We start from the raw sequence: 20,116 nt of genomic DNA, 5'->3' as shown, positions 1-20,116 counted from the left end.
ATTCATGCTGAACCTTATCCCTGATGCCAAGTGGGGCTCATGATCTCACATCAGGGACTTGTTCGCACCTTCCCTAAACCTCTGTATATTATAGAGGAGATATTTGGTTGATTGTTTTTTTCTGAGATCATGAGATTTAGTTTAACTAGGCGAGCAAGCTCTTCTTGATAAAGAAAAAATGTACGCAGATGTGTATCAATTACTTCAGCATCACCTGATTTACTTACCGATAAAATTTCATCAACTAATCTATTCAATCTGGAGCGAGAGTTGATAGTCTCATTCATAACATCTAACCAACTATCATGCGAACCTGAAAGCAAGTTCAAAAAATATAATGTTCTACTCTTGTTGTAATTAATGAAGCTAGGCCACATTATATCTTCCTTTGATATATCAAGGGCTCTATCAAACTGTTTGCATGCGGAGGTTAAATACATGACTACCTCTTCCAAAATTTGTGGTGAGAGAGTATTTGTTTTTGATTGAATACTGTTCAGACCGTCAATTGAAAGAATGTCTTTCGATCCTATAGCAAGGGATTGTCTAAGTAAGTGCATACCTTTCTTATTGTAATATAAGCCAAGGTAGTTGTGATAGATAGTTTTAGTGACTGGGTTACGAAGAATAGGTCCACGAACATGAAGAAGATCAGCGTGAATATTAAAATTGCCATCTGCAACTAAATTTTGATAAGAAACTACAGCTTTAAACAGTTTTATGGATTCAGTGATTTGAATGGAGTTTCCTTTACTAATGGAATACAGAATCTCACGCCGCTCATCTATGCTTTTTAGGATTCTGTTCATACGCTGCTTGTAACTTCCCCTGTCAGTTTCGGAAGCGTTAAAGACAGCAGGGAATATAACTATTAGATCGATCATATACTGTAATGTGTCAGCAAAGAGTACTGCTGTATGAGATTCTTTTTTTAACTTGTACTCGATAGAGTCAAATATGGTTCTATCTAAATCTTTTTCACCTTGAGACTTAAACTGACTAATTATCTCTGGCAGTGATGTGACATAGTTTTCATTATCTAGGATGTTACCATCCATCTTGCTTATATTATTTACACTGTCTATTGATGTATAGGTGCGGACAGCAATAAACAAGGCTAACAATGCAATGCAAAATCCTACAATTGATATTGTAAAATTTAGTAAATCTTTGCCTTCATTTAGATAATGAATCCATATGGCAAAACAGAAAGACAATAAAACAAGTATAAAGACCGTCGCATAAAAAATATTTGTTCTTTTCATTTACTTTCCTAACATACGGGGTTTGAGTGTATTGAATAGTTAATTTTTAAAATGAAAGCTATTTTTATGGAGTGTAAATTATTGAGTGCCATTTCGTATGTTAGGCTAAAAATCGTAGGTGGTGCTGAACGAATTGAAGCCCAACGTTTACCGCGAAATGTATCTGAAAATGTGCTTTACCGATCGGCCCGCTCCATGTTTATCCCGCTCTGCTTGGTCTGACCGTCTTCGTCTATTGGGCTTGTCTCCTGCCTGCAAAAACCACGCTACCGCCCCTGAATCCCAGCCTCCAGTTTGCTGCTTTTAACCGGCGATTTGGAACTGGCTTGGCTCATGGCTGACTCCGACAAGGGTTGCCAAGCGGATATGTTACCGAACGGGACTTAGTAGGGAATAGGGAGGTGGTAACTTTCTGAGCAGGATCAATAAATTAATAAACATCGGATGGTGATGGTGGCGCTCAACAGCAGCGGTCAATCAGCGCAGGGGGAAATCGGAAGGGGAAAGCGGGAGTGTCGCCAGCTTGTCGACAGACATTAAAAAACCACATGGGCCCAAGGGCCCATGTGGTTTTTCTGCGGTGATTGCTTGTCTTTATCTGGCTTGGCGAACCGGCACGGCGCGGGTGGTGGCCACTTCGTAGCGGCTCTGGCTTGTCGGAGCCCCCTTCTGGAACTGGCGTACCAGCCGGTCGAGATCGCTCAACTGGTTGACCAGCTGGGTGATGCCGTGCACGGCGTGCTGGCTGCCAACGCTGGAGTCATCGGCCAGGGTCTTGATGCTGAGCACGTTGCGGTTGATCTCGGCGGTGACGTGGAACTGCTCCTGCACCGCCTGGGCAATCTGGCCGCTGCCGGAGGCCACCTGCTGCAGCATATCGTTGATCTGCTGGAGAATGGTGCCGGTCGCCGAGGCTTTTTGCTGGCAGCTTTCGGAGAGTTGGCAGCCCTTCTCCATCGCCTGCTCTGCATCCCCGGCGCTGGTTTGCAGCTCGGTGATCATCTTCTGGATCTCGCTGGTCGAGGATTGGGTCTTGATGGCGAGGGTGCGGATCTCGTCTGCGACCACTGAGAAGCCGCGGCCCGCTTCGCCAGCCCGGGCCGCTTCAATGGCGGCGTTGAGGGCCAGCAGGTTGGTCTGGTTGGCGATGTTGTTGATCACATCGAGGATGCCGTCGATATCGCGGCAGTGGCCGACCAGCGCACTGATCACGCTCTTGGAGGTGGTCAGCTCGCTGTTCATGCCTGCCACGGCAGCCACGGTTTCGGCCACGCTACTGTTGCCGCTCTTGAACAGCACGGCCGTTTCATCCAGCAGGCTGGAGGAGTCAGTCGAGCTTTGTGACACCTCGCGAATGGATTCCGACATCTCGGTCACGGCAGTCGCTACCTGATTGGTTTCGGCCTGCTGCTGTTGCAGGTTGTCGGTGATGGATTCGGCGTTGCGCAGATCCCCTTCGGCGGCCTGCAGGATCTTGCTGCAGGTCTGTTGGGTGCGGGCCAGCACGGCGTTGAACTCGGCCTGATTCATTACCATCGAGAGTTCGATGGCGGCGATGTTGTCCACCTTGTTGGTGTAGAGCAGTTGCATCAGCGGGTTGTCAAAGCGGCTGCGGGCCATCTTGTTGAGCTTGCCGAGGCGGCGGGAGAGGGCATTCAGGGTGATGGCCGCTATCGCCAGCGGCAGGGCGACCAGCGCCAGTTGCCAGTTCATGTCGTGGCTGTAGCCCAGGGCAAACATGGCGAGCAGGCTCAGCAGCAGACAGAGGTTGATGGTCAGGGTATGGGAGAAGGTGGGCAGCTTGAGCGCCAGCGGCAGCTTGTTGTTGCGAAGGTCGGCATAGACCTTCTCGGCCCGCTGTTTGATCTCCTCGCTCGGGGCGGTGCGCACTGACTGATACTCCACCACCCGGCCGCTGGCATCCTTGATGGGGGTGACAAAGGCGCTGACCCAGTAGTGATCGCCACTCTTGCAGCGGTTCTTCACCGGCCCCATCCAGCTCTTGCCTTCGCGGATATGGTTCCACAGATCGGCAAAGGCCTGTTTCGGCATGTCAGGATGACGTACCAGATTGTGGTGTTCCCCCACTAGCTCGTCGAGCTGGAAGCCTGCTATCTCGCAGAACTCATCGTTGGCGTAGGTGATGCGGCTCTCCAGATCCGTGGTGGAGATGAGGCTCTGGTGGTCTGGATAGAGACGTTCTCTTTGGGTAACCGGTTGATTGATTCTCATGGCCTTGCTCCCGAGCTGTGATGGTTAGATTTTGATCTACATCAAGACATCTGCAAGGGGTGGGCCAGATGGCAAAAGCTAATGATTGATATGTTATTAGTGCCGTTTTGGCAGGAAAAGAACGTTGCTGTTTGCAATATGCAATGGAGCAGACGGGTGTGCCTCTGCGGCATCTGCAATTTGCAACCTATTCTGGTCAAGCCCATAAGCTTGGAGCCAGCAGCTGGATGCGAAGGAACCACGAACCGACGGGGCATCCGCTGCCCCGCCAGAGATCAGGGGAGAGGGTCGGGAGCGGGTGAGGAGGGGGCGCTGACGAGCTGCATCACTTCAATCTGGATCCCCTGCACCAGCACGGTTTTCAGATCCTGCAGGTACTCCTCCAGCGGTGACTCTTGCAGCAGCTGGGCAAGCTCGTTGCCCACCGGGGTGAGGCGGTAGTAGAGCAGGGTGATGTTGTTCTGCTTGCATTGCAGCCGCCAGCGCTGGTTGCCGAACTCCAGCTCGACCCCATCGGCGGGCAGAGGGCCGGATTCCAGCTCGGCGCGATGCAGCAGCCCGAGCTCAAACAGTTGCAGCAGGGCGTTGTAGGGGAGGCGATATTTGCCAAGGCCAAGGCGGGTTGCCTTGGCGCGACTCAGCAGGGTGGCCCCCTTGTGCAGCCCCAGCAGCAGTCGCTGCTCGTCGCTGCCGGTGTAGTGGCAGGTCAGTGAACAGATGCGCTGGAACAGCTGGGCCTCGCGCTGGGTCATCTCTTTGAGGGTGGCGAGCGCCCGAATGGAGAAGCGGCCCGGCGTGGCGACTTCCAGCGCGAAGATCCGCCCCCACAGCTGCTGCATCGGCACCATGCTGATATCTTCCGCCAGTTGCAGGAAGCGGGTCAGCCAGTCGCTGTCCATCTCGCCGCCGGCCGCGGTCTCTTCGCAGTGGCGGGAGGCCATCACCATGATGGCTTCCAGATTGCGCTGGCGGGCGGCCTGATCCGCCAGATGGCGAAAGGTGGCGCGCTGTTCGAAGGTGCTGTCTGTGTTGCGGGTGAGCATGCCGTCGATGCCGCGACTGCGGGCCAGACGCAGGGTCTGCTCCTGGCTGCTCAGGATCGAACTCTCTTTTTTCGGGGGGGGGAGGTCTGCCATGCTGACTCCATTCGCACAGGTTCTGGAGCTGAATGTTACTCCAACCGGGATGCCAAGATAACAAAGCGGCCTCCGTGGAGGCCGCTTTTTTTGCAACGGGAGGATTACTCCTCGTAGACGCTCACCTCGACCGCTTCCATCGAATAGGAGGCGGTGGCCATCTCGTGGCTGGAGCTGACCGTGCGCATCTTGCCTTTCACCCAGATGGCATCCCACAGGTCATCCACCGGCGCACCCTTGGGGTAGCTCACATAGATCACCTGATTGGTGGGGGGCGGCGGCACATGGATGCAGGCGCCGAAGTAGGGCACCAGCAGGAAGGCGGTGATCTTCTTGGCATCCCCTTCCAGCGGCACCACGAAGCCCGGAATGCGCACATCCTGGTTGTCCAGCTTCTTGTTTACCCCGCCCACCGGTTGCGGAACCGACATGGGATCTTCGTGATTGACCTGGGGCGGTGGCAGCAGTTTCTCCCCTTCCGGGATGAGTACATCCCAGTCGATGGTCTTGTAATCGGCGGCCAGGGCGGGCAGCACCAGCAGGCTGGCGAGCAGCGCCACAATTTTCCACTTCATCATCTGTCCTTCTGTTTCGATTTTTGGGCGTCTCGCTAGACGCGAATGCTCATACCATCGCTCAGGCTGTAGCGGTAAGCGCGTGCAGCAGGGAGCAGGCCGATCACCATGCCTGCCAGCCACACGACCCCCAGCAACAGCCACTCGTAGGTGCTCGGCAGCCCCAGACTCAGTTGCAGGCCATAGTGGCTGAGCAGCCAGGGCGAGGCAAGCCCCTGCCCCAGATAGAGCACGGCGACACCGAGGGCGATGCCGACCGTGGTCAGCGCCATGGCCTCCAGCGCCAGCAGCAGGAACAGGTGGGCAGGGCCTGCACCGAGGGATCGCAAGATGGCGAGCTCCCGGCGCCGCTCGTTAAGCCCTGCCAGCAGGGTAGTCAGCATGCCGATCAGGCCCGCGACTACCACAAAACCGGCGATGACCGACAGGGCGGTTTCCGCCACGCTCATCAGGCTCCACAGCTCCTGCAGGGCGGCTCCCGGCAGGATCGCCATCAGCGGCTCCTTGGGATAGGTGTTGACGCTGCGCTGCAGCTGGAACGCCAGGATCCGGTTGCTCAGCCCCACCATAAAGGCGGTGATGGTTTTCGGGGTGAGATCCTGCGCCAGTGCCTGCTCCGGTGTCACGTTCTTGCTGTGGCGACCGGTATCCCAACCGAGATGGATCGCCTCGATCCCCGCCAGCGGCACATGGATGGTGCGATCGATGGGCGTGCCGGTCGGTGCCAGAATACCCACCACCTTGAATGGCAGATTGTCGTGCTGGCTGAACGAGGTGTTGCCAGCACCGTGGGCGATAACGATGGATTGGTCAAGGTGATAGCCGAGCTTCTCGGCTACCTGGGCGCCGAGCACTGCTTCAAACGGCGTGTCGAATGGCCGCCCCTCGCGCAGTTGCAGCGACTGTTGCTGACCGTACTTCAGGTGAGTGAAGTAGTCGCCATTGGTGCCGAGCACCCGAAATCCCTTGTGGGAGTCACCAAGGGAAAGCGGGATGGTCCAGGCAACGCCCGGTTTCTGCTTGATGGCCTGATAGGAGTCCCACCCCACGTTGTTGGTGGGGTTGCCGATGCGAAACACCGAGTAGAGCAGCAGATTCACCTGACCAGAGCGGGCACCGACGATGAGATCGGTCCCCGAGACGGTGTTGGAGAAACTTTCACGGGCCTGGGTGCGCACCCGCTCCACCCCGAGCAGCAGGGTGACGCTGATGGCGACGGCCAGCAGGGTGAGCCCGGCGGTAAGGCGGCGGGCCCAGAGACTTTGCAGGGCGAGCTTTAGCACGTGACCCTCCGGTTTTGTTGTCGTACCGCGTGGGTACGCATGGCATTCATCAGGGAGACGCAGTGTTGAACGGTGCTCAGCATGATGCCCTCCGGTTGAGCTGTTGCAGGTTTTCGACCCGCGGGAACAGGGGTTCGAGATAAGGGTCGTGGCTGACGAAGATCAGGGTCGAGCCCTGCTTGTCGCACTCCTCGAACAACAGCTTGATAAAGGCCGCCCGGTTGTCGGTGTCGAGGGCCGAGGTGGGCTCGTCGGCGATCACCAGCGGTGGCGAGCCGATCAGCGCCCGTGCGGCGGCAACTCGTTGCTGCTGGCCGATGCTGAGGGCATGGACGGGGCGATGCAGCGCGTCATCCGGCAGTTGCAGCTCCGCCAGCAGACGGCGCGCCTCCTGCTCCGGACTCCCTTGCAGGCGAGCCCGTTTGGCGGGCGAAAAGGTGAGGGCAGCGGTCACGTTGTCCTGCACCGAGAGAAAGGGCAGCAGATTGAACTGCTGGAAGATATAACCCAGATTGGCCGCCCGGAAGTGGTCACGGGCACGGCCAGAGAGCCGGGCCAATGGTTGGCCCAGCACCTCCAGGGTGCCGTGGTTGGCGGTCTGGATCCCGGCCAGCAACCCGAGCAGGGTCGATTTGCCAGAGCCCGATGGACCCTTGATAAAGACCCGCTCACCCTCGCGGATGGTGAGGGCGGGCAGATCGAGTACAGCGTCGCCACCTGGCCAGGCAAAGGCCAGATCGCGGATCTCAACCACGGCTTTTTTCATGGCGTTACCAGCTCAGCTTGTTGGCGGACGGGGTCAGCTCGCCCGCGGTCTGGCCGGTAGGCAGAATGCCCTGCACGCTCAGCTTCTCAAGGCTCGGATAGACGCTGAACAGGGTCGCCTCAAGGCCGGTCAGTTTGGCCGGGGTGGCGCAGGTGTAGATGTACATGGCTCCGAGATCAGCGTGGCCGGTGTCGGCGTGACCCGCTTCGTCATGATCATGGTGGTCTTCATGTTTGTCGCTGGCAGCCTTGTCATGGTCATGGTCATGGTCATGGTCATGGTCGTGATCATGCTCTGCTTTGGTAGCTTGCAGCTCCTGCTGGGTCAGTTTGCAGCCAGCGGCCGGGTCGAAGCGGAACAGGGCGTCAGGTTGCTGGAGGCGGGCGACCGCTTTGGCATACTGCACCTTCTCTTCATCGCTCTTGGCGGCGTGCTCGAAGCCCACCAGATCGGCTGCGGGTGCCTGCAGCTCGATCATCAATTGGTCGCCATCGACCACCAGATTGAGGTGGCCGTGGCCATGCTCGTGGGCGCCGTGGCTGTGGCTCTCGTGTTCGTCGTGATTTGCGTGTGCGCCAAAGGCCGCTGCGGCCAGCAACAGAGTAACTGCTTTCATCTTTAATCCTTTTTTCAAAACAAATAGCGAAATTAAACAAAGGGATAGAGAAAAACAGAGGCGGGCGGCGCACGGATGGCATAGCTGTGAAGCGTGGCGGTATCCGCCGAGCGTTGCATGATTGCAACTGCGGGCAGAACAGAGGTCGAACCGGGGAAACAATAGGGGGTGGCGGTGATGACCTGCTTGCCATCCAGATGGAGGGCGCAAACCAGGCAGTGATGGTCGTCGTGGCCGGGCAGGGCAGATTCAAACTGGTGCTGGGCAAGGGCAGGCTGCAGCCATAACCAGCCCAGCAGCAAGATCCAGATTTTCAGCTTGATACGACCCATAGACCCTTATGGAAAGGGCGCCATCAGCGCCCTTTCTCTCTGACTTAGAGATGGGACTTGATGAGCCCCATCACGGTAGCAATGTTGTTGGCATCGAGCTGGCCATCTTTGGCAAACAGCACCTTGCCCTCTTTATCCAGCAGGATGATCGCCGAGCTTTCCGGCGTCAGATCCCAGGCGTTGCGCGCCATGCCCTTGGCATCCAGCACCATGGCGGACCAGGGGAACTCTTTCTTGCTGTCCTCGGCACTGCTCTTTACGAAGCCGGAGGTGCCCCAGATAGCGTCATTGCTGTTGATGACGGTAACGGTCTGGTACTTGTCTTGCGGCAGCTTGGCGGCCTTTATCGCCTCGATCATCGGGGCGTTCAGCTCCTTGGCACTGGAGCGACCGGCAATATGCTGGATCAGGAACACCTTGCCGGTGAGCGAGGTGCTCTGCCACGGCTGGTAGCCGATCTCCTTGCCGTTCAGTACCAGCTCACCCTTGTCACTGACATTGACCAGCGGCACCGGGTTGCCATCCTTGAAGTTGTGAGCAAAGACCAGAGATGGCAGCAGCGCCAAAGTAAGTACGAGATGTTTCATCCTGATGACACTCCATTTGTTATGTTATAACGAGTTTCGGATTGAGGGAATGGGCGAGCTTCATCCTAAACTGATCGGATCTGTTTAAAAAGTGTTAAATAAGATCGCAATTCAGAAGCGTCGGCGCCCCGCCAGTCAGGTGGTTGGCTGGCAAGGGCGGCTAGGATGGCATGACATCGATAAAAATCAATGAATTGGCAGCTGGTCTGAGCTGTCTGCGTCAGTAGAGCGACTCGCTGATGAGGGGGATCTTGGCCATGGTCATCTGCTGGGCCAGCAGGGACGAGCCGGTCAACAGCACATGGCGCTGATTGTTGATCACCACCACATCACCGGGTACGCCACTGTCTGCCGTAATGGCCAGCCAGGCAGGGGAGACGCTGCCGATGCTGATATCCGGATAGATGATGCTGAGCACATATTGCGGCGCCAGCTCCGCCAGCAGACTGGCCATCAGCAGCGCCTTCTCGTCGCTGTCGGCCTTGTTATCCTGCAACGCTTGCAGCGGCGGCGCGAAGTGATCCAGCTGCTCCGGCTGGGTCGGGATGGCGTTTAGCCACTCTTGCATCAGGCTGACGCTGGTGGCGAGATCCTTGGCGGCAAACTGCTGCGCCAGTGGCTTGAGGTGCCCTTTGAAGTGGTAGAAGAGCTGGGAGTAATCGGGGCGTACGCAAGGCAGTTTGCGATTGGCAGGATGGACGCAGGGGATCACCCTCATCTGGTAGAAGGCATCCTCCTGATACTGTTGGTAGGCTTGCCAGAACAGCAGCGACTCCATGCTGTCGTCCCGCAGGGTGAAGGCCTGCTCCAGATTGCGAAATTTGGTAGCGGTCTCCGGGCTGCTCTGGTTGATCAGGTTGATGCTGTTGTAGAGCCGTGGGCTGATATAGGCGTAAAGGGTCTCCAGCGGATTGGTGAGAGAGGCCTTCAGCAGGCTCATCTCGTGGCGACTGGCGGCCATCACCTGATCGTCGGTGGTCAGCTGGAAGTACTTGCGCTGGCCATCGGTGGATTGCCACTGCCAGCTCATGTTGATTTCGCTAGCGTTGCTTGTAGCACCAAGAGTGGTGCAGAGAGTGAGGCTGAGCAACAGCGCGGGGGTCAGCTTCATGGTGGTGCTTCCTGCCGTGGACGATAATTAACAACTAGGTGAGCCGGAACCACTTTGGTGATGTTTCGTTTTGTGATCTGGATAACAGATTGATGTGACTTTTAATTTAATTGTGAAATTAAGTCACTCTGGAGGGGTTATGAAGCCTTGGATCATAGTGCTGTTTGGGCTGCTCAGCCTGCCAGCCATGGCGGGTCAGGTGATCGTCAACAAGGGGATGTCCGTTGCTGATACCTTTGCCCTGCGTGACCAGCTGGCGCGCGAACACGAATGGCAGGAGTGGTTGCGCTACCAGCAGGCCATCAAGTGGCTGGAGGTGTTGCCGGTCAACTGCGAGCTGATGAGCCAGCCGGGCGGTGGCTATCGCTGTGGCGGTGATTACTATCGTCCCTACCAGAAAGATGGTCGTGAAATATACATTCAGGGCAATCCTGCCGAAGATGCGGCCGGTCAGCTGCCGCACACACCGACAAAAAAGGCGCCATAAGGCGCCTTTTTTACAAGCGAAGTGACGCTTACTTGGTAGCGTAACGCTCGGCAGAGGTTTTGATCTCGGCTTCGGCAGCGGCCTTGTCGCCCCAACCTTCCACCTTGACCCATTTGCCCGCTTCCAGCTCTTTGTAGCGCTCGAAGAAGTGCTGGATCTGGGCTTTCAGCAGTTCCGGCAGATCGTTCACATCCTGGATGTGGTCGTACTGTTTGGTCAGCTTGGAGTGCGGTACAGCAACGATCTTGGCATCTTCGCCAGATTCGTCGGTCATCTTCAGCACGCCAACCGGGCGGCAGCGAATGACGGAACCGGCCAGCAGCGGGTAGGGGGTCGGAACCAGTACGTCGACGGGGTCACCATCCAGAGAGAGGGTCGCGTTCACGTAGCCGTAGTTGCACGGATAGAACATCGGGGTAGACATGAAGCGATCGACGAAAATAGCACCGCTGTCCTTGTCGACTTCGTATTTGATCGGGTCGGCATTCTGCGGGATTTCGATGATGACATAGATATCGTCGGGCAGGCTTTTGCCAGCCGGTACCAGGTTCAGGCTCATGATTATTCCTTCGTTGTTAGTATCAGGTTTGCAGGCCGATATTATAGCGATGTGATGTTAAATGACCATATTTCAGCGGCTATCGCTAACAAAGAAGGGGGATGTTTCCGCTTTGCGGCGCGTTGATGTGTACGGGATGCAACAAAATGGCTGTTTTGATGCCCTGCCGGTGAGCAAGGTCACCGGCAGGGCATGTGGAGTTGCGAGCAAAGGGGGTCAGAGCGAGTAGGGGAGTCTCGACTCATTGACCAGTCGCGACAGGGCTGTCACTACATGAGGGTCAAACTGGGTGCCGGAGCGGGACTGGATATACTCCATGGTCTGCGTCAGCGTCCAGGGTTCTTTGTAGGGGCGCTTGCTGAGCAGGGCATCGAATACATCGACCACCGCCACAATCCTCGCCGACAGCGGGATCTGCTGGCCTGCCAGCTGCTGCGGGTAGCCTTTACCATCGAAGTGCTCGTGGTGGCCCCGGGCGATTTCGGCGCCGAGAGAGAGGTAGCTGGTTCCCTCCACCATTTCGCCCGCCTTGTGCAGGATATTGGCGCCGATACCGGCGTGCTGCTCCATGATGGCCCGCTCTTCCGGGTCGAAACGTCCGGGCTTGTGCAGGATATGGTCCGGGGTGCCCACCTTGCCCACATCGTGCAGGATGGAGGCCATGCCGATCATCTCGACAAACTCCGGGGTCAACTGCTCGGGATAGGCCGCCATCTGCTTCAATTCGGCCACGATGGCATCCGAGAGCTTCTGCACCCGCAAGACATGCTCGCCGGTATCGGAGTCGCGAAACTCCGCCAGCGCTGCCAGCGCCACCACGGTGGCCTCCTGGGCGCGCAGCAACTGGTTGTAGAGATAGAGATTGTCATAGGCCGCCGAGATGCGCTGACAGAAGACATCCAGCAGATCGCACTCGAGGGGATCGAGAGGCTGGGTCGGGGTAAAACTCAACACGAACTCGCGACCATTCTGGGCGGCGATATAGAGGGAATCCTGAGGGTGTTCAAAGCGGTTGCAGCGCGCCGCCAGTGCCTTCATGACCGAGTCATTGAGGGTGGGAAAGTCGGTGATCTTGCCATCATCCAGCAGAGTCTCGTAGTCGCCGGTAGCGGCGAGGATCTCCAGCCCCTGTTCGCCGGGACGGCGCTCGGCGCAGATAGCCCCTTCGGTGCCCACATCGAGAATGGCGCTGATCTGTTTCAGCACGCCGGAGGCAAACTCCTTGAGTGAATGAAGATGGTAGAGATCGCCCGCCCCTTCCAGAATTTTGCCGAGCCCCTGGCGGCTCTTGTCGATGGCACTGAGGGTTTCGTATGAACGCAGGGATGCGATGACGGTGGTGTAGAGCTTTTGTACCGTCAGTTCGGTCTTGGTCTTGTAGTCATTGATGTCGTAATCGAGGATCACCCGCTGCTCGGGGGCTTGGCCGGGTTGGCCGGTACGCAGCACGATCCGTACCAGCGAGTTGTGCATTTCGTTGCGGATCCGGTGCACCAGCCGCAGACCTGCGTCTTCTGTCTCCATCACCACATCGAGCAGGATCAGTGCAATCCTGGGATTGGCCTCCAGCATGCGGCCAGCTTCGGCGCCGCTGTAGGCATTGAGCAGCTCCAGCGGACGGGATTTGTAGTGAATGTTGGAGAGGGCCAGGCGGGTGGCATGATGGATATCCGGCTCATCATCCACGATCAGCACTTGCCATGGGTTGAGTGCCTTGGGGACCACGACCTCCTCATCATCGAGTTCGATGATGTCGTCGTCCAGCAAGATATCGTCCTTGTCTTGGGCACTGCTCATATCGGTTACGCCTCCGGCGCTCAATGAGTATGTGAACAGTATGCACGATCACATCTGCTCGGATCATCAGGATAAGCAGATATCGTGAGCTGGCTCCGCCTCTTTATCGCTACTCGAAAGGTTCCAGATACCCCTGGATCGACTTCTTCAACCAAGCCAACACCTTGCCGTGATAGGCGTTTTCCGCCAGATAGACCCCGTAATCCCGCCACTGCAGGCTGAACTTGTGTTTCAGAGTCAGCAGGGAGCCTTGTCGCAGCTGGCTCTGGATCAGTGGCGAGGGGAGCACCGCCCAGCCCAGTCCGTCCAGCACCGCATTGCGCATCAACTCGAAGCTGGAGAGGCCGATATGCTGGCCCCCTACTGGCAACAGGCTTTTTACCGAAAATTCATCTACATACGAGAGGGTAACCTGGGTGTGATCGGTCAGATCCTGCTGTTTGACCCGCTTCAGTCCGGCCAGCGGATGGCTGGGTGCCACCACCATCAGGGTGCGGATCGGGTTGAGCACGTCGATATTGAGGCCGCTGCGCTCCTGATCTTCTGTGATAAGGCCAAAAGCGGCATCGACGAATCCCTCTTCCACCAGCGCCGGCAGTTCGGGCGGAGAGGCGAGCACTAGCGAGATACTGGTGCCGGGAAACTGATTGTGCAGGCTGGCCAGCATCTCGCGCCACACCGGTTCGGGAATCGCGTCATCGCGGGCGACTCGCAGCGCCACTTCGGCCCCCGAGGCGTAATGTTTGCACTTCTGCTGCAGGCTGTTGGCTGCCTGCAGCAGGCGGGTGCAATCATCCAGCACCAGCTCACCGATCTCGGTCAGGCGACTCTGATTGGCACCTCGTTCAAAAAGTTCGACGCCAAGCTCAACTTCCAGCGCCGCGATGGAGGTGCTGACGGCGCTGCGGCTTTTGCCGAGGCGACGGGCGGTGTTGGCAATTGAGCCGCTATTAGCTGACTCTACAAAGAGTTCTATCTGATATAGCTTCATCTTTTACAGGCCATGACGGATTTTTTCACCATCACCTTAGCGTGCCGAACCAAGGCAAGGCAAATCTTTAGCGTCGGAATAGTCGACGCTGAGCGATTGTCGCGAGTTGCTTCTCCCCGTTTAACATCTCTCCCGTCGAAGCAACAAAGGCATCTTATATGTTATTAAGTCGTATGTTTCTGGCCCGACTGTTTTTGACCGGCGCCATCGTGACCGAGGTCGCCGGTACCTCCAGCATGGCCATGATCCCCGAGCAGGGGGCAGGCTGGATGAATTACATCCCGATGTGGCTGTTGATCGGTTTCTCGTACTGGTTGCTGGCGAAAGCCGCCAAAACAATCTCCATTGGTATTGCGTTTGCGCTCTGGGAGGGGCTCGGGATCACCTTGATCACCATAGTGTCGGTCATGTTCCTTGGTTACGATGTGACCGTTCAGGAGCTGATTGGCTTGGCTCTCGCGATAGTGGGGATTGTTATGGTGACCATGGGGGAGACCCATGATGAGCCTGCAGACAAGTCAGTAGAAGCGGAGGCCACAGCATGAGTCCGTTTGTGATTGTACTGGGTGCCGCACTGATCGATATCGGCGCCAACATGGCTATCAACCGCTCCAAGGGTTTTCGTTACAAGGGGTGGGGCTTCCTGGGGATCATGCTGGTACTCGGCGCCTTTACCCTGCTCTCGGAAGCGGTAAGTGGCGGCCAGATTGACCTGGCTGTTGCCTACGCCACCTGGGGGGCTATCGGCATCGTCGGTACGGCGCTGGGCGGTTTGCTCTTCTTCGGTGAGCGCCTCAAGCCTATCGGCTGGGCTGGCATGATGGTGATGGCGCTGGCTGTCGTTATGCTGACTACCGCCTGATAACCTGAAGCAATAAGAAAAGCCGCCCGGTTTCGCCGGGCGGCTTTTTGTTTGGCCGACGGTTTGACCGACTCAGCCTCAGCGCGGCGCTTCGTAGAGTTCCAGCGGCAGGCCGTCGGGGTCGGCGAAGAAGGTAAAGCGCTTGCCGGTCAGCTCGTCCACCCGTACCGGCTCTACCTCGACCCGATGGGCCAGCAGATGGGCGATGACCCGGTCAAGATCGCTGACCCGAAAGGCAAGATGGCGCAGGCCGCACGCCTCGGGGCGGGAGGGGCGCTCGGGAGGCGAGGGGAAGCTGAACAGCTCCAGCTGGCTGCCGTCCGGCAGGGCCAGATCCAGTTTCCACGACTGGCGCGCTTCGCGCAGGGTCTCGGCGATGATGGGCAGCCCCAGCACCTCGTGGTAGAAGTGGCGCGAGCGTGGGTAATCGCTGGCGATGATGGCCACATGGTGGATGGCGTCAAACAGCGGAAAGGTCATGGTGTTTCCTTGTCAGCAGCATAGTGAACGGGCAGCCTGCGCTGCCCGTGTCGTTGATCTAGTTGAAGAAACCGCCGAACCAGTCATCCAGCGCACTGCGCGGCGTCGCGCTGCTGGCGCAGCCGGCCGGGGAGCCCATGGTGGAGGCTTTGGCCGGCACCTGCAGGCTGCCCGGGCAGTCGCTGGCGACGCGGGTGCCGCTGGCGCGGGAGAAGTTGGCCCAGGTGACCCCTTCCGGCATCTTCAATCCCAGACTGTTGACGCCGCGCTGGCTCATGTAGCCGCTAAAGAGCTGCAGGGCACCGCTGGCACCGGTCAAACCCGCCGGGGTGTTGTCGTCGCGACCGACCCAGATACTGACCAGTTCGTTGTTGTCCATCCCGGCAAACCAGGAGTCGCGCAGCTCGTTGGTGGTGCCTGTCTTGGCCGCCATGGTGGCGCCCGGGAACTTGGCACTGAGGGCGCGGGCCGTACCCTGACTCACCGTCTTGGTCATGGCGAACAGGGTCAGCCAGCTTGCTTGCTGGTCGGTGACTCGCTTGGCGGTCTGATCATGCTGATAGAGCAGGCTGCCATCCCCGTTCACCACGGCGCGAATGGCCGATAGCGGCTGGGTCAGCCCCTGATTGGCGATGGGCAGATACATCTGGTTCACCTCCAGCGGGGAGAGGGCCACCGCCCCCAGCACCAGCGACGGATAGGGCTGGATCTCCTGCTGAACTCCCAGTTTGTGCAGGGTATCGACCACCTTCTCCAGCCCCACCTGCAGGCCCAGATTGACGGTCGGTACGTTGAGGGAGCTGGCCAATGCATCCATCAGCGGCACGCTCTGGCGGAACTTGCGATCGTAGTTTTGCGGCGTCCAGACCTGACCATCCTGACCGCGAATGCGGATCGGCTGATCTTTGAGCGGGGTCGCCAGCGTCAGGCCGTTGGAGAGACCGGTGAGGTAGACCGCCGGTTTCACCAGCGAGCCGATCTGGCGGCGGGCATCCAGCGCCCGGTTGAACCCGGCGTAACGGGGATCGCGGCCACCCACCAGCGCGACGACTTCGCCCTTGTGCCAGTCGGAGACCACCATGGCCGCCTCCAGCTTTTTCTTGCCGCGCAGTTTCTCGATATCGGCGAGGCCCGATTCGACCGCCCGCTCGGCCGCGTGCTGGGCGATGGGGTCGAGACTGGTGAAGATCTTCAGGCCAGACTGCTTGAGCAGATCGGCGCCGAAGCGGCTCTGAATCTCTCGCTTGAGCAGTCCCATAAAGGCCGGGGTGCGGCCATAGCTCATCTGGCCGCGGGCGATGATGCCGAGGGGCTGGCGGCTGGCCAGCTCATATTCGGCCTGGGTCAGGCTGCCGTGATCCATCAGCAGCTTCAGCACCAGATCACGGCGGGTCTTGGCCCGCTCCGGGAAGCGCCAAGGATCGTAATAGGAGGGGCCCTTCACCAGACCGACCAGCAGGGCGACCTGATCGATATCCAGCTCGTTGACCGGAATGCCGAAGTAAAAGTAGGAGGCGAGGCCAAAACCGTAGACCCCTTGCGAGAAGTTCTGCCCCAGATAGACCTCGTTGAGGTAGGACTCGAGGATCTCGTCCTTGCTGTAGCGATAGTCGATCAGCACCGCCATATAGGCTTCCTGCAGTTTTCGCCACAGGCTGCGTTCACGGGTTAGGAAGAAGTTTTTGGCCAGCTGCTGGGTCAGGGTACTGCCCCCCTGCACGGTACGACCTGCGATCAGGTTGGCGAACATGGCCCGCATGATGGCCACCGGCGAGACGCCGCCATGCTGGTAGAAGTCGCGATCTTCGGTGGTGAGCAGGGTCACCAGCAGGCTGTCGGGCACTTCGGCGATACGCACCAGCAGGCGATCTTCCCGATCTTCGGTATTGAGGCGATCGAGCAGCACCGGGTCCATCTGGGCGTAACCGAGCTGGCGCTGGTTCTCCAGCGACTGGATCCCCTCAAGGCGCGGGCCGTTGAAGGTGAGGCGCAGGCCGCGGGCTCCATCGGCGCCATCATAGAACTCGAACGGACGGCGAATCAGCTCGATGCGGTTGCCGTTGATGGTGTATTCACCCGGCGTGTGAGGCTGGCGCACCTGCTTGTAGCTCAGCATGTTGAGCTCGCGCAGCATCTGGTCCCGCGACAGGCGCTGGCTGGGGTAGAGCTCCAGCGGACGGCTGTAGACCATCACCGGCAGCTGCCACTTCTCGCCATCGAAGCGCTCGCGCACCTTGGTATCGAGGTAGATGCCAAACACCACCATAAAGGCCGCCACCACCAGGGAGAGCTTGAAGCCAAGCCAGAACAGCTTGCGCCAGATGGTGCGTTTGGGCGCTGCCTTCTTGGGGGCTCGCTTGCGTCGTTGGGTTGCCATAAATCCTCTTTGCTTTCCTTTCTACTTGTTATGTCGCATTCGCGAACGTCCGAGCGGGATTAACCCATCGAACCTAGATACCCATCTTCTTTTTGGTGACTTTGGTCGGCATCGCCTCCAGCGGATTATCCGGCCAGTAGTGGCGGGGATAGCGTCCCTTCATCTCTTTCTTCACCTGTTCGTAGGATCCTGCCCAGAAAGCGGCCAGATCGGCGGTGATCTGCAGCGGTCGCTGGGCGGGGGAGAGCAACTCCACCACCAGCGGTACTCGGCCATCGGCCACGCAGGGAGTCGAGCCTTGCCCGAACATCTCCTGAATGCGTACCGGGATCACCGGTGCCTGCCCCGGCTGATAGCGGATCCGCACCCGGCTGCCGGTGGGCGCAGCAAAGTGGCTCGGCAGTGCCTCGTCCAGCCGTTTGGGCAGTGGCCAGGGCAGGGATTGGCGCAGGATGTCGCTCATATTGAGCCTCTTCAGCTGCTCCAGCCGGGTCATACCGCTCACCACTGGCAGCAGCCACTGCTCCAGCGTGGCCAGCAGGCTGTCGTCATCCATCGCGGGCCACCCCTCATCAGGCAGCCAGTCGCGGGCACAGCGCAGACGAGCCAGCAGCCCTTCGCTACTCTCGTCCCACGGCAGCACATGCAGCCCTTTGCGGCGAATGCCTTGCAGCAGGCAGCGCCCTTTCTGCTCGTCAGAGAGTTCGGTCAGCGGTCGCTGGCTCAGCACCAGCTCGCCGATCACCTGCTGGCGTTCGGCGCGCACCCGCTCCTCCCGCTCGTCCCAGTCGAACCACTGGCGCTCGCTCACCAGCTCCGGCAGCAGACGCGCCAGCTCATCCAGCTCTATCGGTTCGGCGATAAAGATACGGCTGCCGCGATCGTTCTGCCCCATCTCGATGGCGATTATGGCCCCTTGTCCCTGACAGGGATGACCTTCTACCAGATCGCAGCTCACCCCACCACTGAGTTGATAGCGACTGCCGCTTCGCAGCTTGCCGATGCGATCCGGCCAGGCGAGGGCGCAGAGTAGCCCCAGCCACTGACCCTGCGCACTGGCAGGGCGTCCGCCAAGCCGTTCAAACCAGCGGGCAGCGCTCTGGCGCAGGGCACTTTGACGGCGGTGGAACAGCACAGAGAGGCGCTCCGATCCTCGCAGATCTTCTTCCTGCAACGCCAGCAGATAAGCGGCATCGGCGACAATCCCTGTCAGACCCTCGGACTCCAGCTCGCGGGCGCGCAGCAGCATGCGAGCGAGGCGAGGGTGGGTACCGAAAGCCGCCATGGCACGGCCAGCGGGAGTGAGTTGTTGCTCACCCTCCGGCTTCATGGCGCCAAGGGCCACCAGCAGCCGCTGGGCGCTGGCGACGGCCGCAGCCGGCGGCATGTCCAGCAGCGGCAGATCTTCTACCTTGGCGCCCCACTGGGCGGCATCTATCAGCAGGCCGGTCAACTCCTGAGTGAGGATGTCTGGCGGGCTCTGCTCGGCGAGCCGCTCCTGCACCTCGCTGCTCCAGAGCCGGTAGCAGACGCCGGGGCCGAGACGGCCAGCACGGCCTGCCCGCTGGGTGGCGGAGGATTTGGCTATCTGGCGTGTCTCCAGCCGGGTGACGCCGCTTTTCAGATCATAGGAGGCTCGTCGTTCCAGCCCGCTGTCGATAACGACAGAGACCCCCTCGATGGTGAGGGAGGTCTCCGCCACATTGGTGGTGAGCACCAGCTTACGGCGGCCGGCAGGCGCCGGTTCGATGGCTGCCTGCTGGGCCGCCATGTCGAGGCGGCCGTAGAGGGGGGCGAGGGTCACGTCGTCCGGCAGTTTGTCTGCCAACCACTGCGCCAACCGCTCGATCTCACCCTGTCCCGGCAGAAAGACCAGCAGGCTGCCATCTTGAGCGGCCAGCGCTTCGAGTACCACGGCGCCGACCTGCGGCTCCAGCCACTGCTGGCGATTGGCGGGGCGGTAGTGGTAGTCGATGGGAAAGCCGCGCCCCTCGGAGCGAACCACAGGGGCATCCGGCAGCAAGGTCTCGAGTGCCATGCCATCCAGGGTAGCGGACATCACCAGGAGCTTGAGGTCATCGCGCAATCCCTGCTGGCTCTCGATGGCGAAGGCCAGCGCGGTATCGGCGTGCAGACTGCGTTCGTGGAACTCGTCGAAGATCACCAGTGAGACGCCAGTCAGCTCAGGGTCTTGCTGCAACATCCGGGTCAGCACCCCTTCGGTGACGATCTCGAGCCGGGTCGCTGGGCTGGTGCGGCTCTCACCGCGTACCCGCAGGCCGATGCGCTCGCCCACCTTCTCCCCCAGCTGACGGGCCAGAAAAGTGGCGATATTGCGCGCAGCCAGGCGCCTTGGTTCCAGCATGATGATGCGGCCGGGAAGCCGGTTCTGGCGCACCAGCTCCAGCGGCAGCAGGGTCGATTTGCCCGCGCCGGGGGGCGCCTGCAGGATCACGCTGGTGTGGCTGTCGAGGGCGGCAAAGAGTTCGGGCAATACCGAAACGATGGGGAGCTGGGACAAAGCGATGAGCACCTTCTGTAGCAACCGGTAAAACGGCGCCTATTCTGCCACAGCCACCCACGCCACCGTGAGTGGATGTGCGGATATGGCCACTCGGGTAGGAGGGTGGCGAGACATGGCCGGATGGCTGCCATAGAAT

At 58.9% G+C, this 20,116-nt stretch carries 19 protein-coding genes; 3 read left to right on the top strand and 16 right to left on the bottom strand.

Annotated elements, in window-relative coordinates; genetic code table 11:
• Nucleotides 1-50: 50 nt before the first annotated feature.
• The 10 genes from OKB77_RS19330 to OKB77_RS19285 all read right to left on the bottom strand — a co-directional run bounded on the left by OKB77_RS19330 (nucleotide 51) and on the right by OKB77_RS19285 (nucleotide 9,903).
• The gene (locus tag OKB77_RS19330; protein WP_270818170.1) at nucleotides 51-1,265 is read right to left on the bottom strand and encodes a hypothetical protein; all 1,215 of its coding nucleotides are present in this window, start codon (nucleotides 1,263-1,265) and stop codon (nucleotides 51-53) included.
• Between the two features lie 594 nt (nucleotides 1,266-1,859).
• Nucleotides 1,860-3,497, bottom strand: a complete 1,638-nt coding sequence (locus tag OKB77_RS19325; RefSeq protein WP_123172372.1) for a methyl-accepting chemotaxis protein — start codon at nucleotides 3,495-3,497, stop codon at nucleotides 1,860-1,862.
• Nucleotides 3,498-3,772: 275 nt separating this feature from the next.
• Nucleotides 3,773-4,633 carry a TIGR03899 family protein gene (locus tag OKB77_RS19320; protein WP_047439578.1) on the bottom strand — a complete coding sequence of 287 codons (861 nt, stop codon included), beginning with the start codon at nucleotides 4,631-4,633 and terminating at the stop codon, nucleotides 3,773-3,775.
• A gap of 104 nt (nucleotides 4,634-4,737) precedes the next feature.
• Entirely contained in the window at nucleotides 4,738-5,211 is a 474-nt protein-coding gene (locus OKB77_RS19315; protein WP_026034852.1) for a DUF3299 domain-containing protein, read from the bottom strand.
• 32 nt (nucleotides 5,212-5,243) lie between these two features.
• Nucleotides 5,244-6,491, bottom strand: coding sequence for an ABC transporter permease (locus OKB77_RS19310; protein ID WP_123172373.1), 1,248 nt, complete (start codon nucleotides 6,489-6,491; stop codon nucleotides 5,244-5,246).
• A gap of 76 nt (nucleotides 6,492-6,567) precedes the next feature.
• The gene (locus tag OKB77_RS19305) at nucleotides 6,568-7,257 is read right to left on the bottom strand and encodes an ABC transporter ATP-binding protein (RefSeq protein ID WP_005335686.1); all 690 of its coding nucleotides are present in this window, start codon (nucleotides 7,255-7,257) and stop codon (nucleotides 6,568-6,570) included.
• 4 nt (nucleotides 7,258-7,261) lie between these two features.
• Nucleotides 7,262-7,873, bottom strand: a complete 612-nt coding sequence (locus OKB77_RS19300) for a DUF2796 domain-containing protein (protein WP_270818166.1) — start codon at nucleotides 7,871-7,873, stop codon at nucleotides 7,262-7,264.
• Nucleotides 7,874-7,905: 32 nt separating this feature from the next.
• Complete coding sequence (locus OKB77_RS19295; RefSeq protein WP_123172375.1) at nucleotides 7,906-8,205, bottom strand: DUF2607 family protein; 300 nt, start codon at nucleotides 8,203-8,205, stop codon at nucleotides 7,906-7,908.
• Between the two features lie 44 nt (nucleotides 8,206-8,249).
• Complete coding sequence (locus OKB77_RS19290; RefSeq protein ID WP_005335681.1) at nucleotides 8,250-8,792, bottom strand: YtfJ family protein; 543 nt, start codon at nucleotides 8,790-8,792, stop codon at nucleotides 8,250-8,252.
• Between the two features lie 220 nt (nucleotides 8,793-9,012).
• Nucleotides 9,013-9,903: a hypothetical protein gene (locus tag OKB77_RS19285; RefSeq protein WP_123172376.1), complete on the bottom strand. Its 891-nt coding sequence runs from the start codon at nucleotides 9,901-9,903 to the stop codon at nucleotides 9,013-9,015.
• A gap of 139 nt (nucleotides 9,904-10,042) precedes the next feature.
• Here OKB77_RS19285 and OKB77_RS19280 point away from each other — a divergent pair, with 139 nt between their 5' ends.
• On the top strand, nucleotides 10,043-10,390 hold the full coding sequence (locus OKB77_RS19280) for a hypothetical protein (protein WP_106844390.1): 348 nt from the start codon (nucleotides 10,043-10,045) through the stop codon (nucleotides 10,388-10,390).
• Between the two features lie 28 nt (nucleotides 10,391-10,418).
• Here OKB77_RS19280 and ppa read toward each other — a convergent pair whose 3' ends face one another.
• From ppa to OKB77_RS19265, 3 genes are all read right to left on the bottom strand, one after another.
• Nucleotides 10,419-10,949, bottom strand: a complete 531-nt coding sequence (gene ppa, locus OKB77_RS19275; protein ID WP_123172377.1) for an inorganic diphosphatase — start codon at nucleotides 10,947-10,949, stop codon at nucleotides 10,419-10,421.
• 216 nt (nucleotides 10,950-11,165) lie between these two features.
• Nucleotides 11,166-12,746 carry a DUF3369 domain-containing protein gene (locus OKB77_RS19270; RefSeq protein ID WP_064335474.1) on the bottom strand — a complete coding sequence of 527 codons (1,581 nt, stop codon included), beginning with the start codon at nucleotides 12,744-12,746 and terminating at the stop codon, nucleotides 11,166-11,168.
• Between the two features lie 109 nt (nucleotides 12,747-12,855).
• Complete coding sequence (locus OKB77_RS19265; RefSeq protein WP_021229560.1) at nucleotides 12,856-13,737, bottom strand: LysR family transcriptional regulator; 882 nt, start codon at nucleotides 13,735-13,737, stop codon at nucleotides 12,856-12,858.
• Nucleotides 13,738-13,895: 158 nt separating this feature from the next.
• Between OKB77_RS19265 and OKB77_RS19260 the strand changes: the two genes are divergently transcribed.
• Complete coding sequence (locus tag OKB77_RS19260) at nucleotides 13,896-14,282, top strand: DMT family transporter (RefSeq protein WP_005335660.1); 387 nt, start codon at nucleotides 13,896-13,898, stop codon at nucleotides 14,280-14,282.
• Complete coding sequence (locus OKB77_RS19255) at nucleotides 14,279-14,599, top strand: SMR family transporter (RefSeq protein WP_005335659.1); 321 nt, start codon at nucleotides 14,279-14,281, stop codon at nucleotides 14,597-14,599. Before OKB77_RS19260 ends, OKB77_RS19255 begins: the two co-directional genes overlap by 4 nt.
• A 78-nt stretch (nucleotides 14,600-14,677) precedes the next feature.
• Here OKB77_RS19255 and gloA2 read toward each other — a convergent pair whose 3' ends face one another.
• The 3 genes from gloA2 to hrpB all read right to left on the bottom strand — a co-directional run bounded on the left by gloA2 (nucleotide 14,678) and on the right by hrpB (nucleotide 19,977).
• Nucleotides 14,678-15,079, bottom strand: coding sequence for an SMU1112c/YaeR family gloxylase I-like metalloprotein (gloA2, locus tag OKB77_RS19250; protein ID WP_005362902.1), 402 nt, complete (start codon nucleotides 15,077-15,079; stop codon nucleotides 14,678-14,680).
• Nucleotides 15,080-15,137: 58 nt separating this feature from the next.
• Nucleotides 15,138-17,456 carry a penicillin-binding protein 1B gene (gene mrcB, locus OKB77_RS19245; RefSeq protein WP_100652841.1) on the bottom strand — a complete coding sequence of 773 codons (2,319 nt, stop codon included), beginning with the start codon at nucleotides 17,454-17,456 and terminating at the stop codon, nucleotides 15,138-15,140.
• Nucleotides 17,457-17,529: 73 nt separating this feature from the next.
• Nucleotides 17,530-19,977, bottom strand: a complete 2,448-nt coding sequence (gene hrpB, locus OKB77_RS19240) for an ATP-dependent helicase HrpB (protein ID WP_199427622.1) — start codon at nucleotides 19,975-19,977, stop codon at nucleotides 17,530-17,532.
• Between the last annotated feature and the right edge of the window lie 139 nt (nucleotides 19,978-20,116).

It is taken from the genome of Aeromonas sp. Y318-3 (assembly GCF_027706185.1).
Lineage (GTDB): Bacteria > Pseudomonadota > Gammaproteobacteria > Enterobacterales > Aeromonadaceae > Aeromonas > Aeromonas veronii.
Note: the sequence above shows the minus strand (reverse complement) of the source record. Positions and strands in the feature narration are given on the sequence as shown.